The 14,083-nt window shown below is 57.5% G+C and carries 8 protein-coding genes; 5 read left to right on the forward strand and 3 right to left on the reverse strand.

All coding sequences use genetic code 11. The features are described 5' to 3' along the window. The first annotated feature begins 32 nt into the window (after nt 1-32). From C7378_RS14805 to C7378_RS14815, 3 genes are read left to right on the forward strand one after another with little or no spacing between them, the layout of a single operon-like run. The gene (locus C7378_RS14805; RefSeq protein ID WP_131998473.1) at nt 33-953 is read left to right on the forward strand and encodes a phytanoyl-CoA dioxygenase family protein; all 921 of its coding nucleotides are present in this window, start codon (nt 33-35) and stop codon (nt 951-953) included. 2 nt (nt 954-955) lie between these two features. After that, on the forward strand, nt 956-1,819 hold the full coding sequence (locus C7378_RS14810) for a sugar phosphate isomerase/epimerase family protein (RefSeq protein WP_131998476.1): 864 nt from the start codon (nt 956-958) through the stop codon (nt 1,817-1,819). A gap of 56 nt (nt 1,820-1,875) precedes the next feature. After that, the gene (locus C7378_RS14815; protein ID WP_131998479.1) at nt 1,876-5,694 is read left to right on the forward strand and encodes a glycosyl hydrolase; all 3,819 of its coding nucleotides are present in this window, start codon (nt 1,876-1,878) and stop codon (nt 5,692-5,694) included. 23 nt (nt 5,695-5,717) lie between these two features. Here C7378_RS14815 and C7378_RS14820 read toward each other — a convergent pair whose 3' ends face one another. Continuing rightward, nucleotides 5,718-7,019, reverse strand: a complete 1,302-nt coding sequence (locus C7378_RS14820) for an MFS transporter (RefSeq protein WP_207901449.1) — start codon at nt 7,017-7,019, stop codon at nt 5,718-5,720. A 1-nt stretch (nt 7,020) separates the two neighbouring features. Next, nucleotides 7,021-10,422 carry a glycosyl hydrolase gene (locus C7378_RS14825; RefSeq protein ID WP_131998485.1) on the reverse strand — a complete coding sequence of 1,134 codons (3,402 nt, stop codon included), beginning with the start codon at nt 10,420-10,422 and terminating at the stop codon, nt 7,021-7,023. A 435-nt stretch (nt 10,423-10,857) separates the two neighbouring features. Between C7378_RS14825 and C7378_RS14830 the strand changes: the two genes are divergently transcribed. Together C7378_RS14830 and C7378_RS14835 are read left to right on the forward strand one after the other, a co-directional pair. Continuing rightward, complete coding sequence (locus C7378_RS14830) at nt 10,858-11,823, forward strand: amidohydrolase family protein (protein ID WP_131998488.1); 966 nt, start codon at nt 10,858-10,860, stop codon at nt 11,821-11,823. Between the two features lie 74 nt (nt 11,824-11,897). Then, complete coding sequence (locus C7378_RS14835; protein WP_165876827.1) at nt 11,898-13,094, forward strand: enolase C-terminal domain-like protein; 1,197 nt, start codon at nt 11,898-11,900, stop codon at nt 13,092-13,094. 7 nt (nt 13,095-13,101) lie between these two features. On the opposite strand, the gene C7378_RS14840 is transcribed toward C7378_RS14835, so the two are convergent. Further along, nucleotides 13,102-13,854, reverse strand: coding sequence for an SDR family NAD(P)-dependent oxidoreductase (locus C7378_RS14840; protein WP_131998494.1), 753 nt, complete (start codon nt 13,852-13,854; stop codon nt 13,102-13,104). Nucleotides 13,855-14,083: the final 229 nt, after the last annotated feature.

Here is a 14,083-nt window from a genome sequence, read left to right on the forward strand (position 1 = left end):
TTTTTGCATTCTGTGAAGCGAGGAAAATCGCCATGGCAACACTCAGCGCGGTACCGGAGATGTATTCGTGTGGTCATAAATTGGATGACGGGGAGGAGCAGCTGGGGCAGCTGGCGCCCACGGATGACGCGGGCGCTCCTCGCGAACAGCTTCAGGCGCGCATGGCGGAGGATGGCTACCTGTTTCTTCGCGGGTGCTTAGACAGGGACGAAGTTCTTGCGGCACGGCGGCACGTGCTGGAGCAGCTGTCGAAGGAGGGGCAACTCGATCCCGCCGCCCCGCTGATGGAGGGAGTGCCAAAACCCGGGACGAAGCTCTTCTTTCATCCCGAGCTTGCGCAGAAGAATAATCCTCCGCTGCAGCATCTGCTCTACCACCCGGAAGGCAGACTGATGAGGTTCTTCTCGTCGTTTCTGGGTGGCGATGTGCTCCACTTCGATTTCACCTGGTTGCGGTGTATCTCGCCGGGGCTGGGTACGCCCAGCCATTGCGACATCGTCTACATGGGTCGCGGCACTCGTAAGCTCTATACCGCGTGGACGCCACTGGGCGATATCGACTTTCAGATGGGCGGGCTGATGATCCTGGAGGGAAGCCACAGGAACGAGCAGCTGCAGAACACCTACGGCCAGCGAGATGTCGACGCGTATTGCACGAACAGGCCGGACGACCCGGCGAAAGAGGCCAGAGGCCTGAACGGGTGGCTCTCTGAAGACCCGAATAAGATACGCAGAAGTCTGGGAGGACGCTGGCTGACTGCGGAATATGCGGCGGGAGATGTGGTGATCTTCTGCATGGATATCGTTCATGGCGGAATGGATAACCGCTCTCCCCGGCTCAGGATCTCTTCTGACTCGCGATATCAACTTGCGAGCGAGCCGGCCGATGAGAGATGGATCGGGGAAAATCCGCCGGGGCACAGCTCTGCAGGAAAGCGTGGACGCATCTGCTAGCCATGCAGTCTTCCTTACGAGAGAAGCGGCTGCGAATAGGCCTGACCTATAACAGCGTGGCAGATCTTCCTGCTCATTCGGAGGGTCATCAGAAAGATAGCGAAGCTATCTATTCTGCGGCTGCGAAGGTGGGCTATGAGGCGATGCAGGGTGGCTCAGCCCGATTGTGCAAAGCCTATGGGCTGCAGATTATCGGGAGCGGCGTGGTGCCTGCACCTGCCGATGCTGAGGCATTTGTAGAGCACTGGAAGAGGCAGGGAGCGATTGCGGCTACGTGCATCGCGGGCTACGGCTATGAGTCCGACGGGGAGATAGATGCGCTGGCTGGATTGATAACGCATCTTGCAGCCACTTATAACCTTCCGGTTTACATCGAGACCCATCGAGGCTCCATCACCCAGGATGCATGGCGTACGGTCGAGTTGACCAAGCGTGTTCCATCGATACGGTTCAATGGTGATTTCTCCCACTGGTTTACCGGGCAGGAGATGCCCTATGGAGATTTCGACGAGCGGCTGAATCGACTGAAGCCTGTCTTCGAGCGGGTGCGCTTTCTGCATGGCCGCATCGGCAATCGCTGCTGCATGCAGGTGGATATCGGGGAGGGACTGGAACATCCATCAATCCCCTACTTTCGCAGTTTCTGGGTGAGAGCTATGACCGGCTTCCTGAAGGCGTATGACTCCGGCAGAGACTTATGGTTTTGCCCGGAGCTGCTGGGGAGCGAGTATCAGTATGCCCACCTGGCATCGAATGAGTACGGAGATGTTGTCGAGCAGAGCGATCGGTGGAGGCAGTCCACGGTGCTGGTGCGACTGGCAAAGAGCTACTTTGCGGAAGCAGTTGCAGGAGTGAACAAGATTTGAAGCCGGCGGGGTATGTAGTTGGCTGCCGCAATATTTGCAGGCTAAGAGGAATACGGATGAAGCTACTTGTCAGGTTATTTGCTGTAACTATTTTGGCAGTCTCGTTCTTGTCTGTCGTGCATGCGCAGGCCAGCAGTGGTTCTGGTGACCAACTGCATGAAGGCTTTGTCGATCCGCCAAGAGACTTTTCGCCTATGCCCTTCTGGTTCTGGAATGGAAGGATGGAGGGGCCGGAGATTCAGAAGGAGATTCACGCCATGGTCGATCAGCATGTCTATGGCGCTTTTCTGCATGCGCGAGACGGGCTGGAGACGCCGTACCTATCCGACGGGTGGTGGAAGGCAATAGGCTCCGGGCTGGAAGAGTCAAAGAAAGACGGCTTCGAGTTCAATTTTGTAGATGAGTATGACTGGCCCAGTGGTGAGGTGCGGAATGTGCAGATGTCCGGCAATCATCAGAGCGAAGTCCTGGCCAGGCATCCCGAATACAGGATGCAGACCTTAGCGTATGACTCGAAAGTCGTGCATGGCCCGCAGGCTATCAATCTGCCTGCAGATCGAGACACGGAGGCAGTGGTCGCGGCGCGCTGGCTGGGGAGAGATCGTATCGATAGCGAGAGTCTCCGTCTTCTCAACGTAGAGAACGGCCATGTCCAATGGTCTGTTCCCGATGGCGACTGGGTTGTCCTGCAGTTTCATCTGCAGCCGGCAATGGGATTTGATGGCGGGTTTGTGGACCTGATGAATCCGGATGCCATGAAGCTCTACTTCAAGCTCTCCTATGGTGAGTACTATCGCAGGTTTGCTTCCTACTTCGGGAATACGATTCACTACTCCTTCGCAGACCATGAAGGCGACTATGGATATCGTATTGCGTGGACTCCTGAACTCTTTCAAGCATTCCAGAAGCGGACCGGGTATGACCTGCGCAAGGTGCTTCCGCTGTTGATCTATGACGGCGGCGATACTACCACCAAGGTGCGCACGGACTATCTCTCCACGGTGACGCAGTTGTACGCGGCTTCCTTCTGGGATGGCATAACTACATCCGCGCGGAAGCTTGGGATAGAGCGCACGGGACATGCGTGGGAAGAAAGCCTGCAGTGGTCGGCTGCACTCCAGGGAAGCCTGTTCTCTGTAGAGCGGGGATTGAATCCAGTAGGTGTTGATTCACTGGAGGACTTTGGCCGCCAGCCGTTGAACTTTAAAGTTGCTCAATCGGTAGCTGACTTTGAAGGGCGCCGCTTTATGTGCGAAAACCAGGGTGTCCAGGGAACTAATTCGTACCTGGACATGGAAGGTATGCGCAAGGGAACGAATGCGATCGGCGCATGGGGTGTGAATCTCTTTGTGCCGCATGCGTTTGACTATGATGCCAGCCGCGCGAACTATCCTCCGGACTGGTTGCATCAGCCATTCTGGCCTTACTTTCACTACTACGCGGACTACACCCGGCGCATCAGCTACATGAATGCGGATAGCAGCCATGTAACCAATGTTCTTCTCTACTATCCAATCACATCTATCTGGGCTCACACTGCACCGCTCTTCTCCGGAAGTACGAGTTATCAGGAGATAGGAAGACCTGCAGCGTGGAAAAACGAAACCATTCTTATCAACGACTACTACACCAGGATGATTCTGCAGCTGGCAGACCATCATTGGGATTACAACATAGCCGATGATCAGTACCTGGACAGTGCGCGGGTGGAAGGAAATGAACTAGTGATAGGTCCGCAACGCTTCCGGGCTATTATCCTTCCTCCGCTTACGACTCTCAGCAGGAACACGCTTCGCAAGATTGAAGAATTTGATAAGGCAGGCGGGGTGGTTCTCGCAATTCGCATGCTGCCCAGTTCGTCGCCCGAGGCCGGCGGGAACGATGCAGTTATCAAGACGGGAATGGATTCTCTTTTCGGCGGAGAAGATTCCTCCAGCGGAAATGCGGGTGCTTACTATATCGCTGATTCCGTTAACTCACTCATCGCGACGTTGGATGCGAAGGTTCCAAAAGATGTGCGGATCATCGAAGGACCCTCGCAGCAGCATCTCTACTTTGAGCATCGTCGCAAGCTGCAGAAGGATTACTACTGGGTGGTGAATGACACGGATCGTGCGCGTATTAACCAGGTGCATTTTGCCGCAAAAGGTATTCCGGAGAAATGGAATGCACTTACTGGAGCGCGGGAGCCACTTTTCTACAGGAATGGGCCCGATGGGACAGAGGTTCGCCTGAACCTGGCTCCCTGGGATGCCTTCTACATTGTGTTCAAGCCGCTGACGGGATCTGGTCAGGATGCTGAACTCGTGAGCACCAACGCGGAAACCGTTGATTCAGTGTCGCGACAGGGTAGCTTGATGCGGGTCCATCTTTCCGGTCCGGCTGATCAAGCCACAACCTTTGTCACCCTGCATGGAGAAACGCATAACTATGAGGGCGAAGTATCCACGGGAAGCATCAAGCCACTTGTGCTGGTGGGTGACTGGCAGTTCAGGCCTCAGCCAGAGCGTATCTCTGTGCCATACGCAAAGGTGAAGGATGCACCCGAAGCGGAGGGCGAACGCAGGGGCTGGGAGCGCGAAGGGGCGGATGACACGGACTGGCCATCCCTGTGGCTAAGTGAGGAGCAAGGCACTGTTCGGAAGTGGGAGATGATCGGGCCGTTTCCGAATACGGATAACAATGGCTTCAATCAGGTCTTTCCGCCGGAGAAGGAGTTTGACCCTCACAAGAAGTATGAGGGGCTGAATGCGCAAATCGTGGGATGGAAGCAGTATGACGGCAATGAGCCTCACCTTGCGCTGGAAAACTGGGATATATGGATGAGCACCAGTGGAGGGAGAGACTCGGATGCTGCATACGTTACGCAGTTCAATCCAGAACTGCTGACGAATGGGGATAAGTGGGTGGTGAGTTATGCCCATACCTATCTCTACTCTTCGAAGGAGCAGCACGCGCAGTTTATTGTTGCCGCCGATAACTGGGCCAGAATATGGCTGAACAATAAGCCGGTGTATGGGCAGCTGCGAACGCCCTTCTGGTACGAACTCAATGACCACTGGGCAGATAAGGTGCCGGTAGAGTTGAAGGCAGGCTGGAATGATGTTCTGGTCAAGGTTGGAAAAGGACGGGGAGTCTCGAGCGGCTTCTATGGATTCTCATTTCGCGTGGCCGATGACAATGGAAATACTCTGCGGGATGTAACTGCCAGTTTTCAGCAGAAGCTGGGGAATGAATCACCGGTCGAAAGCAGCTCGATGCGCTGGTATCGAATCGCGATCCCGCCGGGATGTGTAGCTGTTGTGCCTCCGGCTTTGCAGGGTCACTACCGGATGCTGGTGAATGGACACCCGGCCACGCCGAGCGGCAACGAGCCGGTGGATATTCGCAAATTCCTGAACGGCGACCGCAATTCACTGGTAATTATTGCGAGCCAGAAGGATCGGTTGGATTCGCCTGTTCAGTTCGTAACCGGCGATACGCCGTTTCCTCTAACGTCGTGGACAAAGACGGGTCTTGCTAACTATTCCGGAAGCGCGATCTACAGTAAGAGCTTTACGCTGCCGGCGTCGTTCCATGGTCAGCGGGTAGTGCTCGACCTTGGGCAGATCAGTTCAGTTGCGGATGTCTATGTGAATGGGAAGAGCGCCGGAACCCTGGTGTGGAGTCCTTATCGGCTGGACATTACGAACCTGCTACGGCAAGGGCAGAACCAGTTGAAGATTGTAGTTACGAATACCGAGGCGAACCAGCGCGCCGTAGGAACATCCCACCACTTGCTGCAGGCAATTGACAAATGCGGGCTGGAGGGGCCGGTGCGACTTATTCCTTACATGGATAAAGTGATAACGCTCCATGAAGTAGCCAGTAAGTAGCCAGGGGATGTTACGCGCAGCGGCTATCCTTGCGATTGCCGCTGCGCTGGAGGCTTTTGCTGACGCACGCCAACTAGAAGTACTGCGGTTAAAAGAGTGAAGGCTGCCAGCAGGTAAGCGCCAGCGTGAGGCGACCCGAAATGCCGATCGGCCCAGACCTTGGCGTTGGGTGCGACAAAGCCACCAACCGCACCCATTGCATTGATAGAAGCCAGGCCGCCTGCGGCTGCGCTGTCTGCAAGATAGGTCATGGGGAAGGTCCAGAAGAGCGGCTGAACGGCGATGAAGCCTGACGCTGCCAGACATAGGGCGATCATCGCAAGCGTTGGGGTGCTTGCCGGAAAGGCAAGGCTGGCGAGCCCGGAGATGAAGAGCGTGAGAATGGCAAGGAGCCGGTGGTTCTTATGTCTGTCTGCTGCGCGCGGTATCCAGTAGGTTGCGGCCATCGCGCAGAGCCAGGGGATAGCGGAGACGAAGCCTACCTCAATGCCCACCTTCCTGCCCAGGATTGCTCCGACCTCTGTTGGCAGATAGAAGACTACGCCGTAGACGCTCATCTGGATGAGGAAGTAGAGGAGCATGAAGTAAAGCAGGCGGGTGTCTGCCAGCGCGGCTGGAAAGGCTGCAGCTCCGTGGCTGCGCCTCTGCTGCTCTTCGCCCGAGAGTTCAGACTGGAGAGCCATTTTCTGTTCGTCAGTCAGCCAGAGAACTTCAGCGGGGCGATTGCCCAGGTAGCGATAGGCCCACACGCCGACAAGAACAGCGAGAAAACCCTCTACGAGGAACATCCACTGCCAGCCGAAGAGGCCGGTCGCGGAGGGAAGTTCGAGAAGCAAGCCGGACAAGGGGCCGCCGAAGATAAAGGCGAGAGGCGCACCGAAATAGAATAGGCCGAGGATCTGACCTTTCGTGCGATTTGGAAACCAGTAGCTAAGGTAGAGAATGATGCCGGGGAAGAATCCGGCCTCGGCGGCTCCGAGCAGAAGGCGGAGTACGTAGAAGGACGTCTGGCCGGTGACGAACATCGTGGCCATGGAGATAAGTCCCCAGCTCACCATGATGCGGCACATCCATACACGAGCACCTACTCTGTGCATGATGAGGTTGCTGGGAATTTCAAAGAGGGCGTAGGTCAAAAAGAAGAGTCCGGCGCCGAGAGCGAAACTGGCATCGGAGATGCCGGCCGATGCGTGGAGGGCCTCTTTTGCAAAGCCGATATTCGCTCGATCGAGGAACGAGACCACATACATCAGGAGCAGAAATGGGACCAGGCGACGCTTTGCTAAAGCGATCGCCTGGTCTGCCGGGTTAGCCTGCTTAGCCACGCTATTGCTGCTGCGTGACGGATGAGATGCGAACTGGACCGAGCAAGCCTGACGGCAGCAGCGGCGAGTCCGCATTGTAAGGCTTAACATCCGTGAAGGTATATTTCACGGTTGCGTTCGGCTGCTGGTCCCCGATGAGGCGGTTGACCCATGCGTTGGTGACCTTGATGGTCACTTGGTTGCTTCCGGGCTTCAACGCACCCGTGGCGTCCACACGATAGGGCGTGTGCCACACGATGCCGAGGTCCTTTCCGTTGACCGTCACATCTGCCAGGTTCTTAACATCTCCAAGGTCGATGTACAGGCGGCTGTTCTTGTGGAACCACTCCGCAGGCGCATTGATGGTCCTGGTATAGGTGCCCGTTCCGGAGAAGTATTTGACTCCGGTGTTGCTGTTGTCGCTCCACGAGGATAGCTGGTCCATCGTGATCGAGGATGGGGCGCCGCGGTTTGGCTGGAAGGCCAGTTGCCAGGGGCCGTCCAGAGTAGCTATGACCTGTTCCGTCTTTGCGGGCAGCGTGCGTGAGTTAGTGGTGGCAGGCTGGCGGAAGACGACGAATACGGTTCCCCAGGGCTCGAGGTGCAGCGGGACGGTGGTGCGTCCATCTGCGATGCTGTATGACACGGGCTCTGACTTGCCGGTCTCTGCGCGCCAAAGCTCCGGGGTCTTGTCGGTTACGCGGAAGCTGGCATTTACGGTTTCATCGCGGTCGTTGCGGTTATCCACAAAGTAGATGTCGCCGTCGGCGAGCTTGCGATGGGCGAAGAGAATCTGGGTGTCCTGCTCTGGTTTGTTGTAGTCGAAGTCGGGGCTTATCTTGAGCGCCTGGAAGACGTCCTGAAGGCTCTGACCCGCGTAGACCGTGCCTTTGCCAACATGATGCACGCCGGTGCCGTCACCGAAGAGCTCATTGTTGAGCGTGTGAAATTCAGACTGGTTATCGGCGAGGCTGGGATCGTCGATGGGTTTGGGGCCCGCCACAACTGCGCCGTCCTCGACCAGCTTGTGGAGAGCGCGCAGCACCGGCAGGGACATGTGTTCCGAGAAGGGATCAAGACCCAGCACGCGATAGCTCATTCCGCTCCGGGTGGTGATGCGGCCGTCGGTGACGCTCAACTCATGGATCAATCCATCCGCGTTGATGTAGTCGAAGCCATAGCCTGCGGGTATATTCGGGGCTGATTTGTTGAAGATCGCGGTCAGGTTGGAATCCTCACCATAGAAGTAAACAAGGTCGGCATCGAAGTGCCCCTGCTGCAGCATGTAGCTGCTGCGCGCGAGGTAATTGATCCAGGGGCCGGCCTCATTGGCCCAGGTTTCGTTGCGGTTGAACCACTGGCCGAAGGGCCCAAGCGTCAAGCCGGGCGCCTTGCCTACAAGCGGCTGATGCGCAGATTCATGAATGACGAAGCGATTGATGCCGTTGAGCAGTTCCTGATCGGCTGTTGGCTTGAGTGTCGCCGGCGACCATGCCCAGGGCGCTGCTGCGGCGGTCATCGACTCTGCGGCGGCAATGTTCTGGCCATAGATGTGCGCTACGGAAGCGGACTCACGATCATCGGCGTTGTAGTCATACTGTATGTTGTTGACGCCCGGTGTCTGCGTCCACATGGCGCCCATCGGGATGTCATCCAGTTTCTTCACTTCCATGCCGTCGGCGATGAACGCGCGTCCGGCCTCGTGCGATTCGCCATAGTGGCCCATGCCGCGCTCTTTCAGCGAGGCCTGCACCTGGCCATAGTGTTCGTCGGCCGTGAGATCGGCGATGGTCTTGCGGAAGTCCCAGAGGAAGCGGTCGCTCGCTGCTGTGCTCTCCACCACGTTGCCTGCGAGAACAGGCATCCACGGGATCGGATCGTATCCGCGGCGCTTGGTGAACTCGGCGATCATGTTGTCGGTCCAGTTCTGCGCGCCTGCTTCCCAGCTGTCAGTGATGACGTACTCGATGCCGCGCTTGCCCATGGAGTCCGCGCCGACTGTCTGCTTGTAACTGTCGAGATAGTTATCCATGTAGCTTTTGACATAGTTGCGGTTGAGCTTGTCGACTTCAAGACCAGTGGCTTCGGCAGTGGCTGGGTGGTTGGTGATTCCCAGCAGTGAGTAACCAAACCGGAGTACGACCCAGTTTCCAGCCGGAGGTGTCCAGTCGAGTGTGCCGTCGGGGCGCATTTTGCTGGTGAGGTCGATAACGTCACTCTTCTGGATAACGGCCGCAGAGGGTGCGGAAGGCGTCGCGTATCCATATAGATCAGGAACGGGAATGAATGCGGCTTTCTCCTCAAATCTGTTGACGCGGGCTCCCGTGTAGAGCTGCAACTCGGAGATCTCGTATGCCGCCGGAGGCGCGCCGATCTTGATTCCGAGGGCCTTGAGATCCATATGTTTGGCCCACTCCGGGATTGGAGGCGGGGGATTCCGTTTGAAGGAAACGCGGAAATACTTCGCCGTTACCTCAGGAAAGGAGACGGTGTATTCCGGGGATGCTCCGTCGGGAATTGTCGCAATTGTGCGGAAGTTCTGTCCGTCGTCGCTGGCCTCAACCGTCTTCTCCGGATTGCCGATGCCAGAGACGATTGCGGTCATCCTGTCGAGACTCTTCATGGCAACGGTGACGGCGCGAATGGTCTGCGGGGTGGAGAACTGGTATTGAATCCATGCGTCGCTGCCCGCCGGCGGAATGGGCAGGCTGGTGGTCTTCTGCAGATCTCCGTCGGTCAGCACGTTCATGTCAGGCGCGCCTGCACTTGACGTGATGGTGGGGTGAAGCGATGCAATGGAGACGTCGTCAGACGGCCTGCGGTAGGCGATGACTGCTGCATCGGCATAGAACTGTGGGATAGGCTTGGAACCCTCGGGTGCAGAAAGAGCATCATGGATGCCAAGATCCTGAAAGGCTCCGGTGTTGGAGGGCGGATGGGGCAGCGTTCCGCTGAAGGGCTTGCCCCCCTCGACGAAGGTTTCGCTCCAGACATACTTCTTCATGCCCTGCGAGGCCGGGACCCAGGGACCGCCGGTCTCGCTCCAACCGGGCGAACCTGCGATGGCCTCTTCCATCTTCAACTGGCCGGCGAGGGTGGTGGCATAGCGGAAGGCGTCCTTCCATTCCGGCGTCATATAGACCAGCCGGTTGGGCACGACCTGAGGGGTCGCGAGCGCGGCATCGAAGGTCTGGAAGCCGGCGATTCCTACGCTGTTCATCCAGTGGAGATCGAGGTTGATGCCCTCTTTGGTGATGTTGCCATTCATCCAGTGCCACCAGACACGGGGCCGGGCGCCGCTGGGCGGGTTCTCAAAGCCCTGCTTCAGCGTGTCCGGCGAACTTTGCGAGTGCGCTTTGACTCCGCCGGTACAACAGAAGCAGAGAAGCATGGTCATGATTGCGGTCGATTGGCGTCTCATCATTGGAGCGAATCCTTTCAACTTCCCGGCCGTGGCCTGTCGGTTTTCCCGGTACCAGGAATCAGCAGCGACTGCTCAAAGCGGCTGCAAACCCCTCTGGAAACTCACACTCTGATATCACAGCCAACACCAATAGGGCAAATGTACCATTAGATAATATCCGCTCTCCTGGGCGCCCTGGGCAGGCCGTCACTCCGCCCTGCAGGTAGCGCACTCGCCGTTTGTCCTGCGGGTTTGAGGGCTTCCGGCGGCATCGTCGCTTGACAGCAGAATCGGCGCGTCATTAGGTTTACCACTTGGCGGAAATTGTTTTCCAGTTGGAAAACCGTACTTGCGCCACCTCGCTTTTGGCGGGTCGCGATGCGACGACGGGCCTGGCCACGCCGTGGCTGCCGCAGACTTTGCTGAAGGGTTGAACACACAAACGGAGATCAGGAAATGCGACGTCGGGAAGTCCTCAAATTTGCGGCTGCAGCAGGGTTGACCTGGGCGGCAGGCCCCTTTGCTGCTGCGCTGCCCAAGACTATGCCCATCATTGACGCGCATATCCACTTGTTTGATCCTGAGCGGCCGGGCGGGGTGCCGTGGCCGGAGAAGAGCGACACGGTCATCTACAAACCTTCGCTTCCCGGCCGCTATGAAAAGATCGCTTCGAAGTTCGGAGTGGTGGGCGCCATTGCCATCGAAGCCAGCCCGCTGCCGGCCGACAATGATTGGGTTTTAGGGGTGGCGGCGAAGAATCCCGTGATCGTTGGGGTTGTCGGCGATCTTGTTCCCGGAAGCCCCACCTACCTGAAGGAGCTTGCGCGGCTGCACGCGAATCCGCTCTTTGTGGGAATTCGCTATGGCAATCTCTGGAACCGAAACCTGGCGGTCGATGCGAAGAAGCCCGGCTTTATGGAGGGGCTGAAGGCGCTGGCAGACTATGGGCTGGAACTGGACAGCGCCAACCCGGATGCGTCGCTGGTGCGGGCCATCGCAGACGTCTCAGACAGGCTGCCGGAGTTGAGAATCGTGATCGATCACCTGCCGTCGGCGCCGATTCCGGCTGCCGGCCCAGAGCGCGACGGCTACTGGTCGCACCTGCGCCACCTGAGTCAAAACCCTCACGTCTTTATCAAGCTCTCCGAGATTCCTGTTCGAGTGGGGCAGCGGGTTCCGCTGGATGTGGCCTATTACAAGGAGCATCTGGATGCTATCTGGGATGTTTTTGGAGAGGATCACATCCTGTATGGCAGCGACTGGCCCAACAGCGACCACCTGGCTACCTATGGCGAGACCTTTTCGCTGGTGCGGCAGTATGTCTCAGGGAAGGGAGAGGCGGCTTCGGAGAAGTTTTTCTGGAAGAATTCAATCGCCGCGTATAAGTGGCATCGCAGGAAGACTGACCAGCCTGTGCTGTAGGCAGGCTGACGGAACTCTACACGAAACCTGCAATGGGCGGAAAAGCAACGGACCGAAGACCAGAAGGACCAGCGGTGATTATTACAAGGATCAAAACTCGCAATATTGGCTTTTCACGTTCTCCTGTGACACTCAAAAAGCACCTGGTTACGAATACCTCGATCTTTGACGATTTTGAGAGCAATGCCGATGGGTGGTTTGGCCCTTCAATGTCCACGCTGGTTGAAGTGGAGACGGCGGATGGGGCGGTGGGCGTAGGTACCGCGGGCGCGTTTCACGGAGGCGCGAAGGGGCTTATCGAGGAGTACTACGCGCCGCTGCTGCTTGGACAGGACGCGCGGAGGCATGAGTACCTGTGGCAGCGGATGTATCGGACAACGGTACGCTTTGGTCGCTCAGGATCGGCGATGTGCGCCATCTCCGCGCTGGATATCGCGCTGTGGGATCTTCACGGCAAATATGAGAATAAGCCTGTCTATGACCTGCTGGGAGGACGAACCCAGTCGCAGGTTCCCTGCTACGTGAGCAGGCTGTATGCGTTAGACGACCTGGAGGAGTTGAAGAGCGAGGCGCGATCCTGGCTCGGCAGCGGCTTTGTGAGGATGAAGCAGCGGTTTGGCTTCGGGCCGAAAGATGGCCCGTCAGGAATGGACAGGAATGTGGCCCTCATCCGAGCCGTTCGTGAAGCGGTGGGGGACCAGGTGGAGCTGGCAGCCGATGCCTACATGGGCTGGGATCTCGGGTATGCCATCGAAATGGCGAAACGTCTGCGGGAGTACAACCTTGCCTGGATGGAAGAGCCGCTGATGCCCCATGACGTGGAAGGCTATGTGGAACTGAAGCGCAGGTGTCCCTGGCAGCGCTGGAGCTGCGGTGAGCACTCGTACGGCAAGTGGGAGTTCTATGAACTGATGCGACGCCGGGTAGTAGACATTCTGCAGCCGGATGTAAACCGCGTAGGCGGCATCACCGAGGCGATCAAGATATGCGCGATGGCCGAGGCGGCGGGGCTGCCCGTGGTTCCCCACTCCAATGAGGCGCATAATCTGCATGTCATCTTCAGCCGCGCGGCGAATGTCTGTCCGGTGGTCGAATACTTTCCTGATGTCGAGCCCGATACAGGCAATGAACTTTTTTGGAAGATGTTTGCCGGATTGCCCTCGGCCAGGGACGGAGCGCTAACACTGGGAAGCGCCCCGGGGCTGGGAATTACGCTGCGGGAAGAAAACGTGTCGAAGCTGCAGAGAGGCGACACGACGACATGCAGTTGAAGCGTGTCTAGTAGGTGGCCCGGCCGCCGCTCAAATCGAAGACTGCGGCGGTGGTAAATGAGTTTTCCTCGGAGACGAGCCATGCCACCATGCTGCTTACCTCCTCTACTTCGAGGAAGCGTCCGCGTGGAATTCTGGACAGCATGAAGTCGATATGTTCCTGCGTCATCTGGTCGAAGATGCGGGTTTTGGCGGCTGCGGGTGTTATGCAGTTTACGGCGATGTTGCTGCCGGCGGTCTCCTTGCCGAGGGACTTCGTGAAGGCGATGACGCCAGCCTTGGATGCACTGTAAGCCGCGGCGTTTGGATTGCCCTCTTTGCCTGCGATGGATGCGATGTTGACGATGCGTCCATAGTTGGCGCGGAGCATGTGCGGGACGATGGCGCGGCAGCAGAGGAAGACGCCGGTCAGATTGATGTCGAGCACCTGCTGCCAGCTGTCGAGCGGATAATTCCACGACTTGAGGTTCGGTCCGGCGATACCAGCGCTGGCGACGAGAATATCAATTCTGCCGTGTTTGCTGATGGTGGATTCGGTGGCATTGCTGACGGACGCCGCATCCGACACGTCAACAATTTCGGTCGAGACGACGCCATGTTCGCCAAGCTGTTGCAGGGCTACCTGCAGCATCGCTGCGTCGCGATCCCAGAGGGACACGGAAGCTCCGGAGGCAAGCAGGCGAGCGGCTATGGACAGGCCAATCCCTTGTGCGCCGCCTGTAACGACGGCATGGCGTTGCTGCAGATCTATCTGATTCACATTCCCCCCGGATGGCGCTCTTCGAGCACGATTCAATGTAGCGCATCTTTCCCTCGCTGGTGGAGGGCTCCTACTGGTTCTTTGCGGCTGAGGAGCAGGGCTGTGCCGGAAATGCTGAACAGGGGGCGAGCTGTTTGCCAGTGAAAATGTTGGTCTCGCGCGGGGGCAGATAATCCTGACATTTCATTCTTGACAGAGGTAATGGCCATAGTTTAGGTTGTCCACTCGT

It is taken from the genome of Acidipila rosea, assembly GCF_004339725.1.
Taxonomy (GTDB): domain Bacteria; phylum Acidobacteriota; class Terriglobia; order Terriglobales; family Acidobacteriaceae; genus Acidipila; species Acidipila rosea.

Excerpts from the sequence above, each read along its gene's own strand:
- C7378_RS14805 (WP_131998473.1), top strand. The coding sequence starts at position 33 with ATGGCAACACTCAGCGCGGTACCGGAGATGTATTCGTGTGGTCATAAA.
- C7378_RS14810 (WP_131998476.1), top strand. The coding sequence starts at position 956 with ATGCAGTCTTCCTTACGAGAGAAGCGGCTGCGAATAGGCCTGACCTAT.
- C7378_RS14815 (WP_131998479.1), top strand. The coding sequence starts at position 1,876 with ATGAAGCTACTTGTCAGGTTATTTGCTGTAACTATTTTGGCAGTCTCG.
- C7378_RS14825 (WP_131998485.1), bottom strand. The coding sequence starts at position 10,422 with ATGATGAGACGCCAATCGACCGCAATCATGACCATGCTTCTCTGCTTC.
- C7378_RS14830 (WP_131998488.1), top strand. The coding sequence starts at position 10,858 with ATGCGACGTCGGGAAGTCCTCAAATTTGCGGCTGCAGCAGGGTTGACC.